Genomic DNA, 20068 nt, shown 5'->3' on the forward strand with positions numbered 1-20068 from the left:
GACTCCGCAGATTAAAAACAGGTTAATAACCAAATGAGTTACAGCCAAGCCCTATTGTTTAAGACCAACAATCGTTTGCAAGTTTTGGTCTTCAGTTTTTATCACAGATGATTGCGCCTGAAAAGCCCGCTGCGCGGAAATCATGTTAACCATTTCATTAACCAGATTAACGTTAGAATCTTCAATAGCTGATGAACTCAGCAGACCCAGACCCAATGCTGTCGAACCTGCTGATCCAACTGACGCATTCCCTGATTTGGAAGTCGCTGTCCATTGATTATTAGGTGCCGATGCCAGTCCGTTCAAATTTTTAAATGTTGCCAAGGCGACTTGTCCCACAACCGCAGAATTACCTGTACTATAGAGCACACTAATAACCCCGTCCATGCTGACTGAGTAACTGGTCATTTGGCCGGATGGAAAACCATTCTGACTGTTAGTGGCACCAAAGGGGGTAGCATATTGCACGGATTGTTTTAAATCCAATAATATGTCCTGACTGCCGACTGTCACGGTTTTTGAGCGTGCGGAGCTAGAAACATCCAGAGCCCCACCAGCATCAAATACGAGATCCCCAACAGATGTTACCGCAGATCCCCCATCAACAGTAGCATTAACAGACCAAGTGGCCGCCCCTGTAGTCGCATCAACAGCTGTCTTGGTATAAAAAGTTTCAATCGTATGAGGAGCACCCAACGAATCATAAAAATTGCTGGTGGTCGCACTGGTATAAGTCGTCGGATCTGTCGGATCGAAAGTCGATGCATTAACAGAATTAAGAGAATTAAGCGTTAACCCTTGCGTCGCTGTTGTTGTTGCCACCGGCTTGGAGGCTTCAGAAGCGAATATAAGAGGCACGGCTCCAGAATTGGCCTGTATAACACCATCAACAGCTTTATAGCCGGTTAGAATACCTCCCATGGCGTCAACAACTTCACCGGCCTTGTTTAGCGAAAATTGGCCATCGCGGGTATAAGTCTTAATGCCATTGTTATCCAATTGGAATAAACCGGCACCATTAATGGCCATGTTAAACGGACTGCCACTGGCACTAATGGTGCCTTGCGAAAAGGCCTGTACTGCGCCCGCTTTCTCGCTCCCCGAAGCTGCGAACGACATGGCCGCCAAAGTCTGATTAAAAGTGGAGCTTTTAAAACCCACGGTGTTGGCGTTGGCGATATTATTGCTAATCACATCCAGCCTTTGTTGTGCCAGATTCATACCTGTGATATCGATAAAACTCATATATAATGTCCTTTAAATGTCAATTTAAAATCAACGGTAATCAGCTTGCGCTTATCGGATTTGACGTATATCTGCCAAGCTGAAATTTCCTACCGGAGGCACGCTAAGATCAATAGCTCCGGCGGATGACAGCGTCACATTGGCAACCGTACCACTGGCTAATGCGGTTGGTGTGACTGACTGCCCCCCACTTGTTGCCGACACCTGAAAGGTATAAGCACCGTTTTCTGCGGCAGTTCCAGCGTTGGTTGCACCATCCCATGCCAGGTTTAACGTGCCAACTGACTGTGAACCCAAGTTCATGGTTTGCACCACATTACCGTTAGCATCACTAATAGTTACAGTTAAACTATCCACCGCCTGCGCCAACTCTACGCCCATCTGTGACTGACCATTAGACAACGCTAAGTTGGTGCCTGGAACAAGCACATTTTTACCCAGCAAACTGGCCGCCTGTGTGGTCTGGCTGGACTGAAGACCACTTGCCACGGTGTCCATGGTGGCATTTAACTTGTTAATACCGGTTACCATATTCAATTGCGACATCTGCGTAGACATATCGGAATTCGACATGGGTGCGGTTGGATCCTGATTTTTCATTTGCGCAAGCAACAACGACATAAATTGGGCTTGTGCGGCAGTACCAGTGGCTTGACTAGTCGAAGTTGCAGATATTGTAGCCGGGGTAACTGGAGCCGAAGTGGTACCGATAACAGAAATTGTCATGACTAATAATCCTCTCTAAATTACTGACCTATAGTCAGTGTTTTTAATAACATGGATTTAGCTGCGTTCATGGTATCCACATTGGTTTGATAAGAGCGTGAAGCCGACAGCATGTTAACCATCTCTTCAGCAACGTTTACATTAGGCATCGCCACATAACCTTCTTTATTGGCCTGAGGATGTCCCGGGTTATAAACCAACTTGGCAGGACTGGTATCGTCAATCACCCGCGAAACCTTAACTCCCGCTTCTTTTACACCACCGACTGGCACCGTCATAAACTCTACTTGCTTGGCACGGTAAGCCAAACCATTTGGTCCGATCGTACTGTCGGCATTTGCCAGGTTACTTGCAACCACATTTAGGCGCTGGCCCTGTGCAGACATAGCGGAACCTGCAATATTAAAAATATTGAGTAAAGACATAATTATTATCCTTGAAGTACACTTAATAAACCCTTGATATCACCTTGAACCATGGTTACAGCCATTTCATAACGCAGCGCATTTTCAGTAAAGGCATTACGTTCGACATCCATATCTACGGTATTACCGTCCATACTGTTTTGCATGGGGGTACGTAAGGCAACGTAAGTATCCATTCCGGATAACGATGAACCGGCAGCAAGATGCCCTGGATTGGTTTGCGTTAAGGTACTAGCAACAGAGGCTATTGGTCTACTATTCGTCAGTGCCGCCTGCATAACCTTGCCAAAATCCAGATCCCGCGCCTTGTAATTGGGCGTATCGGCATTGGCAATATTGGAAGCTAATAACTGCTGGCGCTGACTGCGAAAACGCAAAGCATTTTCATAAAAGCCCAACGCATTATCCAATTTTCCGGTCATCGCATACCCTCCTTACTTTATTAAAATATGGGCTTTCGAATACCTCAAGTAAACGGCAACCACTTTTTTACACCATAATTATAAGTAAATCCTGAGTAATGAATTGACCAATAAAAGACCAAAACAGCCCTTAGCTTAAACCTTACCTTGCCTTGTGATTACATAATATTGGGTTATAATTTGTGTTTAAGACAAAACCGTGGGTAATCAAAAAAAACAGCAGCTTGCCCCACATAACCCGACACCACAGCCTTGCGCAACTCTGGCACGTCTCTGCGGTGATCAACTCCTGCACTGCTTAGCTGTTACCTTGAAGCGGAACGCCAAGATGAATAATTATTTTTTGGAAGTTGCCTTATTGCGCTATTAGCCATTCAAATTTACAGGAACAATAATTACAATAGCGAAGCAGTCAATAAAATACGCAAGGAATATTTTTTGTGAACAAACTAACATGGTAACGAAAATCCTTTTTTTTAAAAATACTTTAGGTGTCTTACTGACTGTCTTGTTGTCAATCCAATTGGCTTGGGCACAAGCTGACCCACAGTTGCAGAACCACGAAGAGTTGCGCGGTCGTGCCATACAATTTCTTACCACCCTACCGGGTGTAACTCATGAGTCAAAAATCAAAGTCACCCTACCGGATTCCCAACTGAGTTTAGTAAACTGCGAGTCACTTGAATTTTTCCTGCCCACGGGAAGCAGTCAACACGGCAATATGCGCCTGGGAGCTCGCTGCACAGCACCACAAGCATGGTCGCTTTATCTGATTGCAAGTATCCTGCAACCAGTAACACACTTCATCACTCTTAGGGCCATGGAAAAAGGCCAAGCAGTTAACCTTAATGATGTAACGGCAAACTCTGTTTATGAGCAACATCCGCCAAACGGCTTGATTAACGACCCGCAAGAACTGGCAGGCCGCACCCTTATTCGCCCATTGCCGGCAGGTGCTTCTTTACGCAGCAATGACTTGCATACCGAGCCAACATTGACCCGAGGACAAACTGTCAAAATTATTGCTACCGGAAAAGGCTTCGGAATCACCTATGAAGGGAAATCACTTGCCAACGCCATGGCCGGAGAAGCTGTCCAAGTGCGCACACAATCAAATCATATAATCAGCGGAATCGCTCGAACAGGAGGTATTGTCGAGATTGTCGGCAATTAACTTTGAGACATTAAGAATGTATCACGAAAATATTATGCTATAACTTCTAAAGTTTTTCACGACTTTGCCGTTAATACGTTTAAAGAACGGATAAGCCCATTCTGCATAACCCGCAGAGCTTACAAGAATGCAGTCAAAAACTTTAAAGGAACGCTCATGAAAATTGACAACCCGGTTGGAAATATAACCAACCCACCCCCCATAGATTTCCAGCCAAAGCACGTTAAAGCGACTGAAGCACCACCAGTTAGCCCGACCCCAAGCAGCAGCGTACAGCTTTCTGAACAGCTCCAGGCGCTAGGTGCACTATCCCCGGACACAGGCATTTTTAACGCAGAAAAAGTTAATAAAATAAAAGCCGCCATCGCCGAAGGTACTTTTCAAGTTAACGCAACCATCGTTGCTGAAGGCATGATAACTACTGCAAAAGACTTAATGGTCGCATCTAAAAGCTTGGTAGAAGCTGCTGACAACCAGAACGATGAACATTTTAAAACTGATTCTATTACCTCCGCTGCCAACCTCATCGTTGACTCGGACAGCCTGAAAGCCAAGGCAAAAGATTTGACCAAATTGCGTTAATCATATTTTTTCAACTCAACTTAGGATCCGGATCCTGTATAACAAACTTGAACAAGCTGATGCTTTTTCGACAAGGCTCTCTTAAGCAAAACCAAAGACTCTAGATTAAATGTAAAGGCGCATCAAGTTATTCAAATATTTCATGCTTATACCTATATAGTCAGCCATCGTTAAAATCAACACTTTATTTCAAAAGTGCGTGAATATTCATTCAGCAAAATATAAAACACGCTATCTATATCCTGAATGATAAATAGCGGTGAATTTACCGCCGTTCTCTAGCATACCGTAAAATCCTTTTGCTCTCATAATAGGAATCCTTGTTCTCTCACCAATAATGACACGGTGCATCGACTTAGGAGCTCCATATGTCAGAAGAAAGTGATCTCGAAAAAACAGAACCCGCCTCGCAGCGCCGCATTGACAAGGCTCGCGAAGACGGTGACGTCCCTCGCTCCCGTGAACTCGCTACTTTTACCGTATTAATTGCCGCCACACTCGGCTTTTGGATATCGGGTGAAGCAATGGTACAACAACTCAAACATATGTTAACTATGGGCTTAAGCTTTGAACGCGCCCAAATAATGGACCCCTCCCAACTAGGGATTGGACTTGCACAGCAACTGGTTGACTTACTATTGGCTTTTGCACCACTAGCCGGACTGCTAATGCTAGCAGCGCTATTTTCACCCATGCTGATTGGTGGCTGGTTGTTTAGCGCAAAAGCATTGGGACCTAATTTTGGCAAGATGAACCCGATGACAGGCTTGGGTAATATGTTATCCATCCGTGCACTGGTCGAACTACTCAAAGCCATCGGTAAAACATTATTAGTCAGTTTTGTGGCTTGGGCTGTGGTTACCTCACAATTTGATGCCATCTTTGCATTAATCGCGCAGTCACCTGCCGTAAGCAGTGTGCGCCAAGGACATTTATTATTAATATGCTTTACCGCGTTAGTTGCTGCTCTGGCAGTCATTGCCTTAATTGATGCCCCTTATCAAATGCTGCATTACGCAAAAAAACTGATGATGACACGCGAGGATATCAGACAAGAATCCAAAGAATCCAACGGCAACCCGGAAATCAAAGCGAAGATTCGCGCCCAACAACGTGCAATGGCACGTAGGCGCATGATGGCCGATGTCCCAACCGCTGACGTGGTAGTGACAAATCCAACCCACTATGCGGTTGCCTTAAAATATCCTGAAAACGCCAATCATGCACCACTGGTCATCGCCAAGGGGATGAATGAAGTCGCCGCAAAAATTCGTGAGCTTGCCCTGGAACACAAAATTGTCTTAATGGAAGCGCCACCACTGGCCCGTGCACTTTATAGCCATGCCGAACTGGGCGAAGAAATTCCTGCACCGCTTTATGCTGCGGTGGCTCAAGTGCTTGCCTATGTTTTTCAATTGCGTGCCTGGCGAACCCATGGTGGACATGCACCGCAATTACCCGAGCAAATATCTGTCCCTCCCGGCATGGATACCTTGGAAACCATCAATGATGATTCCGGCAACGCTATCAAACCCGGAGTACTATCGTGACATTACCTGGCTGGCTTGCACAGGTTAACGGTAAAGCACTGGCAGCACCAGGGCTGGTTGTCGCCATGCTGTCGCTAATGGTGTTACCGGTACCTGCATTCGTGCTCGATATTTTTTTTAGTTTCAATCTCGCCTTATCCATTATCGTTCTGTTAACAGCCCTTTACACAATCAGGCCTCTTGACTTTATGGCCTTTCCAACGGTATTACTCTTTACTACCATGTTGCGCTTATCACTCAACGTCGCCTCGACACGTATTGTATTAACAGAAGGGCATAACGGCCCCGATGCCGCCGGTAAAGTTATTGAAGCTTTTGGTCACTTCCTAATTGGCGGTAACTATCTGGTCGGTGTCGTGGTTTTTACCATTTTGACTATCATTAATTTTGTCGTAGTTACCAAGGGAGCCGGTCGGATTGCCGAAGTAGGCGCCAGATTTGCCCTGGATGCAATGCCGGGCAAACAAATGGCGATTGATGCCGATCTAAATGCCGGCCTGATCGGCGAAGCAGAAGCGCGCACACGCCGTAAAGAAGTTTCACAGGAAGCGGAGTTTTATGGGGCTATGGATGGTGCCAGTAAATATGTACGTGGGGATGCCGTGGCAGGTATCATAATTGTCGTCGTAAATATGGTTGGTGGCTTACTGGTCGGTGTAATCCAGCATGAACTGGATTTTTCAACAGCAATTGCAACTTACACCATGCTTGCCATCGGTGACGGCCTGGTCGCCCAACTACCCTCCTTGATTATCTCTGTAGCGGCTGGTGCTGTAGTATCGCGTGTAGCGAGCGATCAGGATATCGGTAGCCAGTTAGTGACGCAATTGTTCATGAAGTCTCAGGTTCTTTATATAACGGCCGGCATTATTGGCGGACTGGGATTAATCCCCGGCATGCCACATCTGGCTTTTTGGATGCTGGCATTATTGATTGGGGGTTCTGCCTACTATTTTAAACACGTCAGGCAAACAGAGCCCGAAATAGACACAGCCGAACCTGTTATATCACCAGACATGAAAGAAGTGTCCTGGGAGGATGTACTACCTATCCAAACATTAGGGCTCGAAGTCGGCTACCGACTCATTACCTTGGTTGACAAAGGCCCGGGAGCCGAGTTACTGGGTCGCATCAAGGGAGTTCGGAGAAAGTTTGCTCAAGAAGTAGGCTTTCTACCACCTCCCATCCATATTAACGACAATCTGGAGTTACGTCCGGCGGCCTATCGTATTACGTTGAAAGGCGTCGAAATCGGCGTCGGCGAAGCACACCCCGGTCAATTTCTGGCCATTAACTCCGGCATCGTAACCGGCACCTTACCGGGCACGCCAGTCAACGACCCTGCCTTTGGCCTGCCTGCCGTATGGATTGATTCCCAACTTCGCGAGCAAGCTCAAGCCATGGGTTATACTGCCGTTGATGCCAGCACCGTCGTAGCGACTCATCTAAATCATTTAATGTCACTACATGCTGCCGACTTACTTGGCCGTCAGGAAGTACAAGCCCTGCTTGATCATCTGGGCAAAGTCGCACCCAAATTAGTTGAAGATCTGGTTCCCAATCTATTGCCTCTAGCCACGCTACAGAAGTTACTGCAAAACCTGCTGCTTGAGGATGTTTCCATCCGTGATATGCACACCATTATAGAAACGATTGCAGAATATGCACCGCAAAGTCAGGATGCAAATTTCTTGACAGCAATCGTACGAATAGCAATGGGCCGAGCAATTGTGCAACAAATCGCCCCAGGAACTACGGAACTACCGGTAATGACGCTAGATAATCGCCTTGAGCAACTTTTATTACAAGCTTTGCACAGCAGCGGCCCTGAAGGAGGCGGCATTGAACCCGGACTGGCCGAAACACTTGCAATACAAACGGCAAAAAGCACACAACTACAAGAACAATTGGGTTATGCTCCTGTTTTGCTGGTCCCGGCACCACTCCGAGTAATGTTGGCCCGTTTTCTGCGCCGCAACTTACCCCAGTTAAAAGTCTTATCTCATGCAGAGTTGCCCGACTCTCTTACCATTAAAGTCACTAATCTTGTTGGAGCATTAGTATGAAAATTCAGCGCTTTTTTGCCTTGACAGCCCGCGAAGCCTTGAGTCTTGTACGTGAGGCTCTGGGCCCTGATGCGATCATCCTGTCAAACCGCAATGTTGCCAACGGGGTCGAAATTCTTGCCTCTGATGAGAGAGGTTTTAACTCTGCAGTTGAGGAATCGCATAGCCCTAACCCGGTAGCGAAAAAAGCGGCACCGAGCGAACCTGCGCCAAAGGCCAATGCCGCTTCCGCCATCGTTCCTGACAACGACATGAACCTTATCATGAATGAAATCAAGGCAATGCGGGGCTCCTTGGAGTCCCAAATTGCCCTGCTAACATGGAACGATCAACATCAACGCTATCCGTCAAAATCCGGAATTTTACGGGAACTTGTGGCGATGGGCTTTAGCGCCAGTCTGTCGCGTTATCTCGCAAAAAATGCCCCCCCGGATAAAGATATAGAACAAGGGCTTGAATGGGCAAAGGGTGTTCTCTTGCGCAATTTATCCATACTAAAAAACGAAGACGAAATCCTTGATCAAGGTGGTATCTACGCACTGGTTGGCCCTACCGGTGTTGGTAAAACCACGACAACGGCAAAACTGGCAGCGCGTTGTGTGATGCGCCATGGCCCAAGTAAACTGGCTTTAATTACCACTGACAGTTACCGGATTGGCGCTCATGAACAGCTACGGATTTATGGCAAGATCCTCGGCGTCATGGTTCACACAGTCAGAGATGAGGCCGATCTAAGAATTGCACTAGATGAACTAAAGAACAAGCATATAGTTCTTATCGATACCGTGGGCATGAGTCAACGGGATCAGATGGTCACTGAACAAATTGCCATGCTGTCAGGTACACGTGTGCCTATCAAACGACTACTGTGCCTCAACACCACCAGCACTATTGAAACGCTAAACGAAGTTACACTTGCCTATCGAGGTTCCGGACTTGCAGGCTGTATTCTGACCAAACTGGACGAAGCAGTCACACTCAGTAATGCACTGGATGTGGTGCTGAGATACAAACTTAAACTATTTTATGTAGGAACCGGTCAGCGCGTCCCGGAAGATTTACAAATGGTGGAATCAGAGAATCTGCTGGAACGAACCTTCGAACACCGACATTCGAGAAGTGCTACCCGCTACGAAGACCATGAATTGGCAGTTTTAATGGCTTGTGAAGCTACGCGCCAGAACTCGGACCTGGAGAATTTTAATGTCACATAATCAGGGTGTTGATCAGGCCGAAGGTTTGCGACGACTGCTGGGATCAGGCTCGATACGTATAATTTCGTTTGTCTCGGCAGTACCTTCTACCCAGAAAAATCAACTGTTACAAAATCTTGCCGCTGCACTGGTGAAAGTTGGCAGTGAGGTTCATCTGCTTGATGCAAGCCATTCACCGGAGGGTATCAGTTCTTGTACCTCAGTCCCCGCACCCGTTTTTCTATCGGATATTAACGCGGCTCAGAAACTGGTGAGTCAGGAACAAAATCAGGGTATCTACATGAGCAAACTATCACGCGAGCCTATAAAGCAAATGACTGACCAGCCCAATGCCCTGAAAGATCTGTCCATGGCATTTCGTGAACTCAGCCCCAAAAGCGGCTTCTGCCTGGTAGATACGCAACTGGATAATGATAATCCCTTCTTGTTATCTGAACTGGCCGAGGGCGATGTGGTTGTGCTGGCAACTAATACCATAGACTCCATCAAGTCTGCCTACCTGCAAATCAAGGAATTGCATACTGAACTGGGGCGCAGGTCTTACCAAGTACTAGTGATTAATGCTTCACCGGATCAAGCTAAAAAAATACAACAAAACTTGAGTCAAGCCGCCAACCTTTTTCTGGCGGTACCGTTAATATCGCTGGGATGTATCCCATCCGATGAACATCTGTCTCGGGCCGTCCAACTCGGACGATCGGTCATCGAAGCCTTTCCCATGGCAGCCGCTTCAGTTGCATTCAGGGAAATTGCTACAAAGCTGGCTGATAAGCCAATGAGCATTAACCCTCCGTCTTCAATGTCTGACGGCCATTTCGCAAAAATGGAGGCATAACTTATGTATGACGCGAAAGGCCGGGCAGCCAAGGAACCGATTCTTGATGAGCATATTCTGCTGGTTAAAAAACTGGCGCATCAACTCAAAGCCAAATTGCCTGCCAATATTGACGTAGATGATCTAATTCAGGCAGGTATGCTAGGTCTGCTTGATGCGATGAGGCGGTATGAAAACACCCATCAAGCGCAGTTTGAGACCTACGCAACCTTGCGTATCCGGGGTGCCATGGTTGATGAGTTAAGATGTATGGATTGGACGCCGCGCAGTGTCCGTCAGTCTATGCGCAAAATTGAAACTGCGATAACCGAAGTACAACATAAATTGGGACGCCCCCCCAGTGAAGAAGAAATTGCCAATAAACTCAATATCCCTTTGGCTGAGTATCAGAAAATGCTGACTAACGGTGCCGGTCATCAACTATTTTATTTTGAGGATTTTACCAATGAAGAAGACGGCGAGCACTTTCTGGATCATTTCCATAAAGAATCATCACCAGATTTCTTACAGGACCTTATTGACCTTGACTTACAAGATGCTCTGGCCGGATGCATTGAAGGGCTCCCCGAACGGGAAAAACTGTTAATGGCCCTCTATTATGAGCAAGAACTCAATCTCAAGGAAATCGGCGCGGTAATGGGGGTCACAGAATCTCGGGTATCGCAATTGCATAGTCAGGCCATCGCACGTATACGGGATATTCTCAGGGAGCAAAAATGGATTGGGGAAGCTTAGCAGGATTAGTCCTTGGCCTGATTGCCATTGTTTTGGGTCAATGGGTTGAAGGCGGCCAAATAGGTTCGCTGATTCAGCCTGCTCCGTTAGTGATCGTCGTAGGCGGAACCTTTGGCGCAGTATTGTTACAGAACGGACTGGGTAATCTGGTTCGTGGTGTACGCATGCTACGTAGCGCTTTTGTGCCACAAGCTGATTTTTATCCGGCCTTAACCAGTACCATTCATTCCTGGAGTACAACTGCGCGGATTGAAGGTTTTTTGAAACTTGATGCTCATATTAACAGCCATCCGGACCCTTTTATAGCGAAAGGATTACGCATGGTAGTCGATGGCATTGACGAGCAAAAAATTCGCGACATTCTGGATATCGATATTACCAGTTATGAACGTGAGCAACGCCATGCCATCAAAGTTTGGGATGCGGCTGGCGGCTACTCGCCAACCATTGGTATTTTGGGCGCGGTACTCGGTCTCATCCATGTGATGGAAAATCTGTCTGATCCGCTGATGCTTGGCAAAGGCATCGCCGTCGCTTTTGTATCGACCCTTTATGGTGTTGGACTTGCCAATCTTGTTTTTATACCCATCGCCAATAAACTTAAAAGTCATCTTCAGCTTGAACTTCTAAAGCGAGAAATGCTGGCTGATGCTTTTTTGTGTATAAAACAAGGTGATCATCCCAATTTAATCCAGGAACGCATGAGCAGCTATTGGCATCAGGGACACTAAGATGGCACGTAAACCTTACCATGAAGAACCGGAACAGAATGACCGCTGGCTGGTATCCTACGCTGATTTCATTACGCTGCTATTTGCCCTTTTTGTGGTGATGTATGCCATGTCATCAACACAGGGTATAAAATTCAAACAATTGTCTTCATCATTGAGTCAAGCATTAGCCAACAGAGAGCCTGATCAGCCCCCTGCTGCTACCCTCCAGGCAATGGCTTTTAAACCAACTGAAATCATGTTGGATAGTCCTGATCCAGGCAAAGTCGTCCTGCTGCCATTCACGGTTGCAATGCCGGCTCCTGCGCCAATGCTTATGCTGACGCCCGATCCAATAGCTTTGACCGGGCCGGTTATCGAAAACCCGCCCATGACAGCCGATGAGATAAGACACCAGACTGAACTACGCAACGAAAAAGTAAAAATGAAAGGCGTCGCCAATCAATTGGAGCTTCGTCTCGCTACGCTAATCGATCAGGACAAAGTACGAATCACTGAGTCTAGCCGTGGCATTAGTGTAGAAATCAACGCCAGCATTTTATTTGCTCCGGCCGATGCTGTTTTTAATTCGGACTCAAAATCGATGCTAACCCTACAATCCATTGCTGATGTACTGACAAACCAGCCTTACCTGATTCATGTCGAAGGTCACACGGACGATCTTCCCATTAACACGCAGCAGTATCCATCAAACTGGGAATTATCGTCGGCACGAGCCGGCAGTGTCGTTCGGCTCTTAATTGGCATGGGCATCCAGAGCCAACGGTTAGCTGCTATTGGTTATGCCGCCAACCGGCCGGTAACATCCAATGACAGCACCGATGGCAGATTGCGTAACCGACGCGTGCAACTGATGATTCTTAACGATACCGAGCCTGGCGATGCCGGCATCGATACGTCGACATCCATGCCAATGGATGCCGCCATGAAAGACCTGCCCGCTGATTTAACCAACGATGATTTAAATACCCTGGCACTACCCCCTTATGAAGGCGAATATTCCAATATTTCTGCATTGCCCGACAATAAATAAAATATCATCATCAAAAACAGAAAGATCATTAAATGCACAGTAACATTTTTATAAAAACCTTGGCGCTTTTAGCGCTACTACTACCCTCTACTGCATGGTCATTGGAAGGTAGCGATATTCAAACTCGTTCAGCACTTGAGCAAAAATCAACTAATGGCATCCAGCTGCAGCTCGGTACTGCAGCTAATTTGAAGAACAAGCAACAAGAAAATGCCGACAAAACACAAAAACCGGAAATATCCGGCAGCAATGAAGCTGTTGAAGATAACGCGGTAGTTGGTCAAAAAACTCGCCTACCCAAACGGAGCACTGCGGTAAAAAGAAGCAATGAAAAGGACGCGTCCCAACAAATCACTACGGTAACTACTGGTCCAGCCATCATTACCGAAGATAAAGCTGCCAGTAACAAAGCCCTTGAAATGGAAGCACATCTTAAGCAACTGGAGCAACAATTAAACACACTACAAAATGTGCAAAATGTTCAGAAAAACGCCGATAAAGCTGCAGAGCCAACAACACCTATTTTAGAAGCTGTTTTACAGCCCTACATTCTCCCTGCTGTTGCCTTTATCATAGGGGTTATCAGTCTTTTGGGCTGGCAGAAATGGCGTAAACGCAAGCCTAAGAAAAGCTTTTATACCCAGACCGCCAAAAACTCTCCATCGTCAGAATCTGTTGATGCAACACCGATTCCAGCTATAAAAGCAGAGGCGACACTTGAATTTCTGGCTGAACTCAACATCTTAAACGCCAATCAAAATGCGGTTAACTTGCTGACTGAAGTCGATATTTATATCTCTCATGGATATTACCAAAAAGCCGAAGAATTGCTTCGTCGGGCAATGCAACAGCAACCTGTCCGCGATGAATATAAACTTAAACTTTTAAAAACCTATTACACTAGTGGCAATAAAAGCCAATTTGCAAACTACATCAACGAACTGGATGATGCCGGCAAACTTAAGGAGCATCCATTTTGGAACAATATTGCCGATATGGTTAAAGTGCTCATTCCCGACTCCCCCTTATTGACAAGCCATAAATCTGCTATTTCAGGACAAAAACAGCAAGATCTGAATGAGCGGGTTGCACAAGAAATCCTCGATGACGAATTGGAATATGATTTTGATTTTTCCGAACCGCCTATCACCAAAAAATACAATCGCTAGGTTTTGATTGATGGCGAGGTTACACAAAAGCTGTTGGTCCACTTTACAATCAAGCATGATAAAGTCAATACCTTCGCCAATTGGCATGAGTAATTTGTAGATATCGGAGGAAGGAGAAAGGTCAGAGAAGGTAGAATACCGCTTCTAACAGAGCATTCGCACCCAAACTGACCATGAATGAAATCATAGCAATACTAAATACCGTAAGTCCACATTTAAAAGCCTGCACGCTAAAGCAGATGACCCTGCTTATTGAAGCCATGCTGTCGATGACGGGGCGGGTAACCATGCTGAGTTTGTCGCGTTGGACTGAAAAGGGTGGCAACTATCGGACGGTACAGCGTTTTTTTAAAGAAAAAATAGCGTGGTCAGCGTTACGTTGACAACTCATAAAGCAACATACACAGGAAACTAAAGGTATATGGTTGCTGATTGGGGATGAGGTCATGGTGACCAAATCAGGGAAAGAAACGCATGGATTAGGTTTTTTTTTCTTCGATTTATAACAAGCCATTGCCTGGGCTGTGTTTTTTAAACCTGTCATTGTTATCTGTCGAAACACGGACGGCTTACCCTTTAATCACCGAATAGCTGGTACGTGGCGATGTTCAAACCAGTGCGCCCAAGGCCGTTAAACCAAAAAACTCGAAACCTGGCAGGCCTAAGGGCAGTGTTAACAAAAACCGGAAAGTTGTTAAACTATGGTCTTTTCAACGACAGTTGCAAGCCTGTATTAATGCGGTATTAACGTTGATAGGGTTGAATTTGGGAATCGTCTACTTTGTTTACGATGGCGCACTGGGCAACAATGCTGGCCTACAAGCCGTTATACAAACGGGGCTACACCTTATTTGCAAGCTACGCCATGATTCAACGCTTTACTTGCCCTACTCGGGCGAGTATTCAGGAAAAGGTAAGCCGCGTAAATACGGTGAAAAACTAACACTGGAAACATTAACGGACGCGCATCGGAAATCGGAGGCCGTGGAAAAAGGCATTCAAACGTGTACCTATCAGGTACACGTTTGGCACAAAAACTTTCCTGAATTGCTCAATGTCGCCATCATTGTAAAGACCAACCTAAAAACAGGACGGATCGCAAAGGTACTGTTGTTTAGTGATGACCTAACGCTTGCCAGTGAAAAATTGATCAGCTACTACGCTTTGCGGTTTCAAATCGAGTTTAACTTCCGCGATGTCAAGCAATATTGGGGGTTGGAAGATTTTATGAATGTCAAAGAAACACAAGTCAATAATGCGGCTAACTTCTCCTTGTTCATGGTCACTTTTTCACCGCTTTTATCGGCAAAAATAGAGGGAACCAACAAGGGCAGTATGCTGGATTTAAAAACCATCTTCAGAGCCCGAAAATACACGCAGCGGATTATTAATTCGTTGGACAAAAATGATGACACATTTTTAATCGACGACCGCATCTTTCAAGCCGCAGAAATTGGCAGGATTCATGCAAGAGCGGCTTAAATTTTGGCGAATGTATTGTAACACGTTGAGAAATAAAGCCGTCAGTCTTGTTCAGGTTAATCCCAAAATATTTGAGCTGAGTGCCAGCGGCGAACTGAACGTCACGCTAGAGGACGCAGGTTGTGAGGCAGAACTCGACGAACAGTGGTCTTATGTCGGAAATAAATCCAACCAACGTTGGCTCTGGCACGCTGTTGACCACGCTACCAACACCGTGCTTGCCTATATGTTCGGCAAGTGTAAGGATGTGGTTTTTCAAAAACTCAAAGCGTTACTTGAACCATTTGGCATCAAGCGGTACTACACAGATAATTGGGGTGCCTATGAACGCCATCTTGATGCCGATAAGCATGAAATTGGTAAGCGCAATACCCAAAAAATAGAACGTAAAAATCTAAACTTTAGGACGTGGATTAAACGTCTGGTACGCAAAACAATTTGCTTTTCGAAGCTGGAATTGATGCATGATACGGTCATCTGATTATTAATCAATAAAGTTGAGTTTGGACTTGATATTTCTCGTTCCCATGTTCTGCGTGGGAATGCAGCTTGTTTTAAAATAATCAACGGCACGTTTACCATTTTTCAAATACTTTTTTTGTTTTTGTGTTACATGTAACATTTTGCTAAGATGTTACATGTAACACAAAAGTAATGACTGCAATGGAAAAATTATGACTACCAAGACAACTGCTGATCGAGTGCAAAAACATCGGGCCGGGCTACGAGCTGCCGGACTACGTCCTGTGCAGATATGGGTTCCAGATACACGGAGTACCGGCTTTGCGGATGAATGCCGCCGTCAATCCCTTGCCCTGCAAGGCGACCCACAAGAAACCGACATGGCAAACTGGCTGGAAGCTTCGGCTGACACCAAGGGGTGGGAATGAGGCGAGGTGATCTGGTAACGATTGTGTTGCAAGGCGCTTATGGTAAACCGCGTCCCGCCTTGATCATTCAGTCAGATTTATTTTCTGAGCATCCCTCCGTAACCATCATTCCAATCACCAGTGAGTTGCGGGATACACCATTGTTTCGTGTTCCGGTTAGGTATGGCGAAAGTACAGGGCTAAGAAAACCGTCAGAAATCATGATAGATAAGGTACAAACCATTCCACGCGAAAAAATAGGGGCCGTGTTTGGACGTCTAGCGGAAGAAGATATGTTGGCCGTTAATCGGGCATTAGCCGTGTTCCTGGGTGTTGTATAAAGATAACCATAGAAATCCCTCTGAAAACGTAGCGCCATGCAACCAAGATCGAGATAACGTCACCTGACATTTAACGTATGAATAGTCGATAAACAAGGAAATATAATGAAATCATTGAATATTCAGGTTGAAGACTCATTCTATGAAGCTTTGCTTGAAATACTAAAAAACTTGCCAAAAAATAAAATTCAAATATAAGAAATTGATAGCGATAATCGCTTGGACTTTGAACAGACAATGGACTGTACCCTGAAAAAAATAATGAACTGTATAAACGTTTGTCATGATACAGCTGTTAATACTGGAGCAAACCCTGTTATTGCATAAATGAATCATTGAACAATCAGGTGGTTCAACAGGTATTCGTAATCAAGGTCTTTTAGAATCGGCATTAGGATTTTCATTAAAACTCCCCGGATAAATAGCTTAGCGAGGTTAAAACCATGTCTGCTTATCAATCTGCACAAAACCCCCTTTCCTTCCCCCCTATCAAGTATTTTCTTATAGTGCTGCTATTGGCAATTGCATTGCCCGTTGTCGCGAATGAAGCGCCTGAGATAATGCTGGCCAATACTTATCATCAAAATGAGGATGTCTCGCAATTTTGGGTAAGTGAAAAACTTGATGGAATTCGAGCCAGATGGGACGGCAAACAACTCATTTCTCGCGGTGGCAGTATTTTTATGGCACCCGCATGGTTTATACAAGGCTTTCCTGACCAGCCGCTGGATGGTGAATTATGGATGGGGCGCGGGCATTATCAAGATGTTGTTTCGGTAGTTCGAAAGCAAAGCCCCGATGATAGTTGGAAAGTAGTCAAGTTTATGGTGTTTGATTTGCCTGCTCATGGCGGTACTTTTACCGAAAGTGTTGAAGCCATGCGCCAGTTGGCAACGACACCTTATCTGCAAGTGATTGAGCAGTTTCGTGTCGATTCCAACAAGATCTTGATGGACAAACTGGATGACTTGGTCAGGCAAGGCGCTGAGGGCTTGGTGTTGCATCGGCAAAATGCGCTTTATCATAGTGGCCGTAGTGATAATTTGCTTAAATTAAAACCCTTTGAAGATGCAGAAGCCATTGTTATTGGTTATAAACCCGGCAAGGGTAAAAACACCGGCTTAATGGGTGCTATTAAAGTGCGCATGGATGATGGCAAGACTTTTTACATTGGTAGTGGTTTTACTGAGCAACAACGGAAAAACCCGCCAGCGCTTGGAAGCTTGGTGACTTATCGATATCAGGGTTTTACTCGATCCGGAATACCTCGCTTTGCCGTATTTATAAGACAGCGGAATGAATAACAGCAGACATGCCTTGTAAGCCAAGGTGCCAAGTATAATGGATTCCGGCATCTCTGTCAGAATCACCAACCTTGTCATCAGTTGAAGCAAAATATCTATCAGAAAAGATTATCACCACCAAGTAAACAAAAAAGAAAAACTTCGTATCCTTCGTGCCTTCGTGGTGAATAAAAAACTATTAATTACTTGCTTAACAGCATTTCGCGCTTAGCCTATGACTAACTCTGTTATAATTTGCCACTTTATCAAGTGCATAAAAATGCCTTGATGGCATTCATTGCCGCAAGCGCTGAAGCAATATCGCCTTAACAACCTTAATAACCAGTTGAAACACAGTGGATTTAAAACATATCAGAAATTTCTCCATTATCGCGCATATTGATCATGGTAAATCAACACTCGCGGATCGTTTTATTCAAATCTGTGGCGGATTAAGTGACAGGGAAATGTCAGCGCAAGTACTCGATACCATGGATATTGAAAAAGAGCGAGGCATCACGATTAAAGCCCAAAGTGTTACGCTGGACTTTAAAGCCAAAGATGGCGAAACCTATCAGCTTAATTTTATTGATACGCCGGGGCATGTTGATTTCTCTTATGAAGTATCCAGATCATTAGCGGCTTGTGAAGGTGCGCTGCTGGTTGTTGATGTAGCCCAAGGCGTTGAGGCGCAAAGTGTGGCAAACTGCTATACGGCAATTGAACAGGGACTGGAAGTGGTTCCGGTGCTGAACAAAATTGACTTACCTTCCGCCGAACCTGAACGCGTACTGGCTGAAATTGAAGAAGTCATCGGCATTGCCGCAGATGAGGCATTGATGATTAGTGCCAAGACCGGTCTTAATGTTCTGGATGTTTTGGAACAACTGGTTATTAAAATACCGCCACCGGAAGGCAACATTGACGGTCCGTTACAGGCATTAATTATTGATTCCTGGTTTGACAGTTATCTGGGCGTGGTGTCTTTAGTCAGAATTATGCATGGCAGTATTCGCAGAAAGCAGAAGATTACCATTATGTCTACCGGCAAGTCATTTATTGCTGATAAAGTCGGGGTTTTTACGCCCAAGCGTCTTGAAAAAGATATTTTAAATACCGGTGAAGTGGGTTATGTCGTTGCCGGTATTAAAGATATTTTTGGTGCGCCGGTTGGCGATACCATCACCTGGACAGATAATCCGGCTACCGAACAACTCACCGGTTTTCAACGGGTTCAGCCACGGGTTTTTGCCGGCTTGTATCCAGTCAGTTCCGATGATTACGAAGATTTGCGTGAAGCGCTTAACAAATTAAACCTTAATGACGCTGCCCTGCAATTTGAGCCGGAAACCTCACAGGCTTTAGGTTTTGGTTTTCGATGCGGGTTTTTAGGCATGTTGCATATGGAAATTGTGCAAGAACGTCTGGAAAGGGAATATAACGTTGATTTGATTACCACAGCACCAACTGTTATTTATGAAGTCATTACCCAGACTGAGCAGATATTGATGGTCGATAATCCGGCTAAACTACCTGATGGCGGTACGGTAAAGGAAATTAGGGAGCCCATTATTCGTGCCAATATTTTGGTACCGCAAGCTTATTTAGGCGGCGTTATTACGCTGTGTATTGAAAAACGTGGCGTACAAAAAGATATGCAGTACGTCGGCAGACAGGTTTCATTACATTATGAACTTCCGCTTAGTGAAGTAGTTTTGGATTTCTTTGATCGATTAAAGTCGGTGAGTCGGGGCTTTGCCTCGTTTGATTATGAGTTTTTACGTTTTCAACCGGCCGATTTGGTTAAACTGGATGTGTTGATTAATGCCGAAAAAGTGGATGCTCTGTCGATTATTGTGCATCGTGATTTAAGCAATAATCGGGGCCGCGATTTGGTTGAAAAAATGAAAGAGCTGATTCCTCGGCAAATGTATGAAGTTGCCATACAAGCGGCGATTGGCTCTAAAGTTATTGCCAGATCGACGGTTAAAGCCCTGCGCAAAAATGTTATCGCCAAGTGTTATGGCGGTGATATTAGTCGTAAGAAAAAATTGCTGGAAAAGCAAAAAGCCGGTAAAAAACGCATGAAACAAGTCGGTAATATTGAAATCCCTCAAGAAGCGTTCCTGGCTGTTTTACAGTTAAACAAAGAATAACACAGGCGTTTCAGCCTCATATAAATCAGG

At 45.4% G+C, this 20068-nt stretch carries 21 protein-coding genes; 17 read left to right on the forward strand and 4 right to left on the reverse strand.

Annotation, left to right across the window (positions count from 1 at the left end; genetic code table 11):
* Positions 1-51 precede the first annotated feature (51 nt).
* From KKZ03_RS00070 to flgB, 4 genes are read right to left on the reverse strand one after another with little or no spacing between them, the layout of a single operon-like run.
* Positions 52-1245: a flagellar hook protein FlgE gene (locus KKZ03_RS00070; protein WP_243218964.1), complete on the reverse strand. Its 1194-nt coding sequence runs from the start codon at positions 1243-1245 to the stop codon at positions 52-54.
* 51 nt (positions 1246-1296) lie between these two features.
* Complete coding sequence (locus tag KKZ03_RS00075; protein WP_243218966.1) at positions 1297-1971, reverse strand: flagellar hook assembly protein FlgD; 675 nt, start codon at positions 1969-1971, stop codon at positions 1297-1299.
* A 20-nt stretch (positions 1972-1991) separates the two neighbouring features.
* Positions 1992-2396, reverse strand: a complete 405-nt coding sequence (gene flgC, locus KKZ03_RS00080) for a flagellar basal body rod protein FlgC (RefSeq protein WP_243218975.1) — start codon at positions 2394-2396, stop codon at positions 1992-1994.
* A gap of 5 nt (positions 2397-2401) precedes the next feature.
* Complete coding sequence (gene flgB / locus KKZ03_RS00085; RefSeq protein ID WP_243218982.1) at positions 2402-2818, reverse strand: flagellar basal body rod protein FlgB; 417 nt, start codon at positions 2816-2818, stop codon at positions 2402-2404.
* Between the two features lie 454 nt (positions 2819-3272).
* On the opposite strand from flgB, the gene flgA reads away from it, so the two are divergent.
* The 17 genes from flgA to lepA all read left to right on the forward strand — a co-directional run bounded on the left by flgA (position 3273) and on the right by lepA (position 20038).
* On the forward strand, positions 3273-3992 hold the full coding sequence (flgA, locus tag KKZ03_RS00090; protein ID WP_243218984.1) for a flagellar basal body P-ring formation chaperone FlgA: 720 nt from the start codon (positions 3273-3275) through the stop codon (positions 3990-3992).
* A 156-nt stretch (positions 3993-4148) separates the two neighbouring features.
* Positions 4149-4574, forward strand: a complete 426-nt coding sequence (gene flgM, locus KKZ03_RS00095; protein WP_243218992.1) for a flagellar biosynthesis anti-sigma factor FlgM — start codon at positions 4149-4151, stop codon at positions 4572-4574.
* A 368-nt stretch (positions 4575-4942) separates the two neighbouring features.
* Complete coding sequence (flhB, locus tag KKZ03_RS00100; RefSeq protein ID WP_243218999.1) at positions 4943-6124, forward strand: flagellar biosynthesis protein FlhB; 1182 nt, start codon at positions 4943-4945, stop codon at positions 6122-6124.
* On the forward strand, positions 6121-8190 hold the full coding sequence (gene flhA / locus KKZ03_RS00105; protein ID WP_243219000.1) for a flagellar biosynthesis protein FlhA: 2070 nt from the start codon (positions 6121-6123) through the stop codon (positions 8188-8190). The genes flhB and flhA overlap by 4 nt, the downstream gene beginning before the upstream one ends.
* Positions 8187-9404 carry a flagellar biosynthesis protein FlhF gene (flhF, locus tag KKZ03_RS00110; RefSeq protein WP_243219004.1) on the forward strand — a complete coding sequence of 406 codons (1218 nt, stop codon included), beginning with the start codon at positions 8187-8189 and terminating at the stop codon, positions 9402-9404. The genes flhA and flhF overlap by 4 nt, the downstream gene beginning before the upstream one ends.
* A complete protein-coding gene (locus tag KKZ03_RS00115) occupies positions 9394-10239 on the forward strand; it encodes a hypothetical protein (RefSeq protein ID WP_243219012.1) in 846 nt (281 codons plus the stop codon). Before flhF ends, KKZ03_RS00115 begins: the two co-directional genes overlap by 11 nt.
* Before the next feature lie 3 nt (positions 10240-10242).
* Positions 10243-10974: an RNA polymerase sigma factor FliA gene (locus KKZ03_RS00120; protein ID WP_243219017.1), complete on the forward strand. Its 732-nt coding sequence runs from the start codon at positions 10243-10245 to the stop codon at positions 10972-10974.
* The gene (locus tag KKZ03_RS00125; protein ID WP_243219021.1) at positions 10956-11705 is read left to right on the forward strand and encodes a flagellar motor protein; all 750 of its coding nucleotides are present in this window, start codon (positions 10956-10958) and stop codon (positions 11703-11705) included. The genes KKZ03_RS00120 and KKZ03_RS00125 overlap by 19 nt, the downstream gene beginning before the upstream one ends.
* A gap of 1 nt (position 11706) precedes the next feature.
* Positions 11707-12738: a flagellar motor protein MotB gene (locus KKZ03_RS00130; protein WP_243219023.1), complete on the forward strand. Its 1032-nt coding sequence runs from the start codon at positions 11707-11709 to the stop codon at positions 12736-12738.
* Between the two features lie 32 nt (positions 12739-12770).
* Complete coding sequence (locus KKZ03_RS00135; RefSeq protein WP_243219024.1) at positions 12771-13907, forward strand: FimV family protein; 1137 nt, start codon at positions 12771-12773, stop codon at positions 13905-13907.
* Between the two features lie 173 nt (positions 13908-14080).
* Positions 14081-14290 carry a transposase gene (locus KKZ03_RS00140; RefSeq protein WP_243219025.1) on the forward strand — a complete coding sequence of 70 codons (210 nt, stop codon included), beginning with the start codon at positions 14081-14083 and terminating at the stop codon, positions 14288-14290.
* Between the two features lie 208 nt (positions 14291-14498).
* On the forward strand, positions 14499-15389 hold the full coding sequence (locus tag KKZ03_RS00145; RefSeq protein ID WP_243221711.1) for a transposase: 891 nt from the start codon (positions 14499-14501) through the stop codon (positions 15387-15389).
* Between the two features lie 25 nt (positions 15390-15414).
* Complete coding sequence (locus KKZ03_RS00150) at positions 15415-15870, forward strand: IS1 family transposase (protein ID WP_243219029.1); 456 nt, start codon at positions 15415-15417, stop codon at positions 15868-15870.
* Between the two features lie 193 nt (positions 15871-16063).
* On the forward strand, positions 16064-16279 hold the full coding sequence (locus tag KKZ03_RS00155) for an antitoxin MazE family protein (RefSeq protein WP_243219034.1): 216 nt from the start codon (positions 16064-16066) through the stop codon (positions 16277-16279).
* Positions 16276-16599 (forward strand): type II toxin-antitoxin system PemK/MazF family toxin, encoded by a 324-nt coding sequence (locus KKZ03_RS00160; RefSeq protein WP_243219039.1) that lies wholly within the window; start codon positions 16276-16278, stop codon positions 16597-16599. The genes KKZ03_RS00155 and KKZ03_RS00160 overlap by 4 nt, the downstream gene beginning before the upstream one ends.
* A gap of 443 nt (positions 16600-17042) precedes the next feature.
* Positions 17043-17903 carry a DNA ligase gene (locus KKZ03_RS00165; protein WP_243219042.1) on the forward strand — a complete coding sequence of 287 codons (861 nt, stop codon included), beginning with the start codon at positions 17043-17045 and terminating at the stop codon, positions 17901-17903.
* Positions 17904-18238: 335 nt separating this feature from the next.
* Positions 18239-20038, forward strand: coding sequence for a translation elongation factor 4 (gene lepA / locus KKZ03_RS00170; protein WP_243219048.1), 1800 nt, complete (start codon positions 18239-18241; stop codon positions 20036-20038).
* Positions 20039-20068 lie beyond the last annotated feature (30 nt).

The organism is Methylobacter sp. S3L5C, assembly GCF_022788635.1.
Classification (GTDB): domain Bacteria; phylum Pseudomonadota; class Gammaproteobacteria; order Methylococcales; family Methylomonadaceae; genus Methylobacter_C.

What these genes read in the sequence shown, in the direction of transcription:
- KKZ03_RS00070 (WP_243218964.1), bottom strand. Translation starts at nt 1,245, where the DNA reads ATGAGTTTTATCGATATCACAGGTATGAATCTGGCACAACAAAGGCTG.
- KKZ03_RS00075 (WP_243218966.1), bottom strand. Translation starts at nt 1,971, where the DNA reads ATGACAATTTCTGTTATCGGTACCACTTCGGCTCCAGTTACCCCGGCT.
- flgC (WP_243218975.1), bottom strand. Translation starts at nt 2,396, where the DNA reads ATGTCTTTACTCAATATTTTTAATATTGCAGGTTCCGCTATGTCTGCA.
- flgB (WP_243218982.1), bottom strand. Translation starts at nt 2,818, where the DNA reads ATGACCGGAAAATTGGATAATGCGTTGGGCTTTTATGAAAATGCTTTG.
- flgA (WP_243218984.1), top strand. Translation starts at nt 3,273, where the DNA reads ATGGTAACGAAAATCCTTTTTTTTAAAAATACTTTAGGTGTCTTACTG.
- flgM (WP_243218992.1), top strand. Translation starts at nt 4,149, where the DNA reads ATGAAAATTGACAACCCGGTTGGAAATATAACCAACCCACCCCCCATA.
- flhB (WP_243218999.1), top strand. Translation starts at nt 4,943, where the DNA reads ATGTCAGAAGAAAGTGATCTCGAAAAAACAGAACCCGCCTCGCAGCGC.
- flhF (WP_243219004.1), top strand. Translation starts at nt 8,187, where the DNA reads ATGAAAATTCAGCGCTTTTTTGCCTTGACAGCCCGCGAAGCCTTGAGT.
- KKZ03_RS00115 (WP_243219012.1), top strand. Translation starts at nt 9,394, where the DNA reads ATGTCACATAATCAGGGTGTTGATCAGGCCGAAGGTTTGCGACGACTG.
- KKZ03_RS00120 (WP_243219017.1), top strand. Translation starts at nt 10,243, where the DNA reads ATGTATGACGCGAAAGGCCGGGCAGCCAAGGAACCGATTCTTGATGAG.
- KKZ03_RS00125 (WP_243219021.1), top strand. Translation starts at nt 10,956, where the DNA reads ATGGATTGGGGAAGCTTAGCAGGATTAGTCCTTGGCCTGATTGCCATT.
- KKZ03_RS00130 (WP_243219023.1), top strand. Translation starts at nt 11,707, where the DNA reads ATGGCACGTAAACCTTACCATGAAGAACCGGAACAGAATGACCGCTGG.
- KKZ03_RS00135 (WP_243219024.1), top strand. Translation starts at nt 12,771, where the DNA reads ATGCACAGTAACATTTTTATAAAAACCTTGGCGCTTTTAGCGCTACTA.
- KKZ03_RS00140 (WP_243219025.1), top strand. Translation starts at nt 14,081, where the DNA reads ATGAATGAAATCATAGCAATACTAAATACCGTAAGTCCACATTTAAAA.
- KKZ03_RS00155 (WP_243219034.1), top strand. Translation starts at nt 16,064, where the DNA reads ATGACTACCAAGACAACTGCTGATCGAGTGCAAAAACATCGGGCCGGG.
- KKZ03_RS00160 (WP_243219039.1), top strand. Translation starts at nt 16,276, where the DNA reads ATGAGGCGAGGTGATCTGGTAACGATTGTGTTGCAAGGCGCTTATGGT.
- KKZ03_RS00165 (WP_243219042.1), top strand. Translation starts at nt 17,043, where the DNA reads ATGTCTGCTTATCAATCTGCACAAAACCCCCTTTCCTTCCCCCCTATC.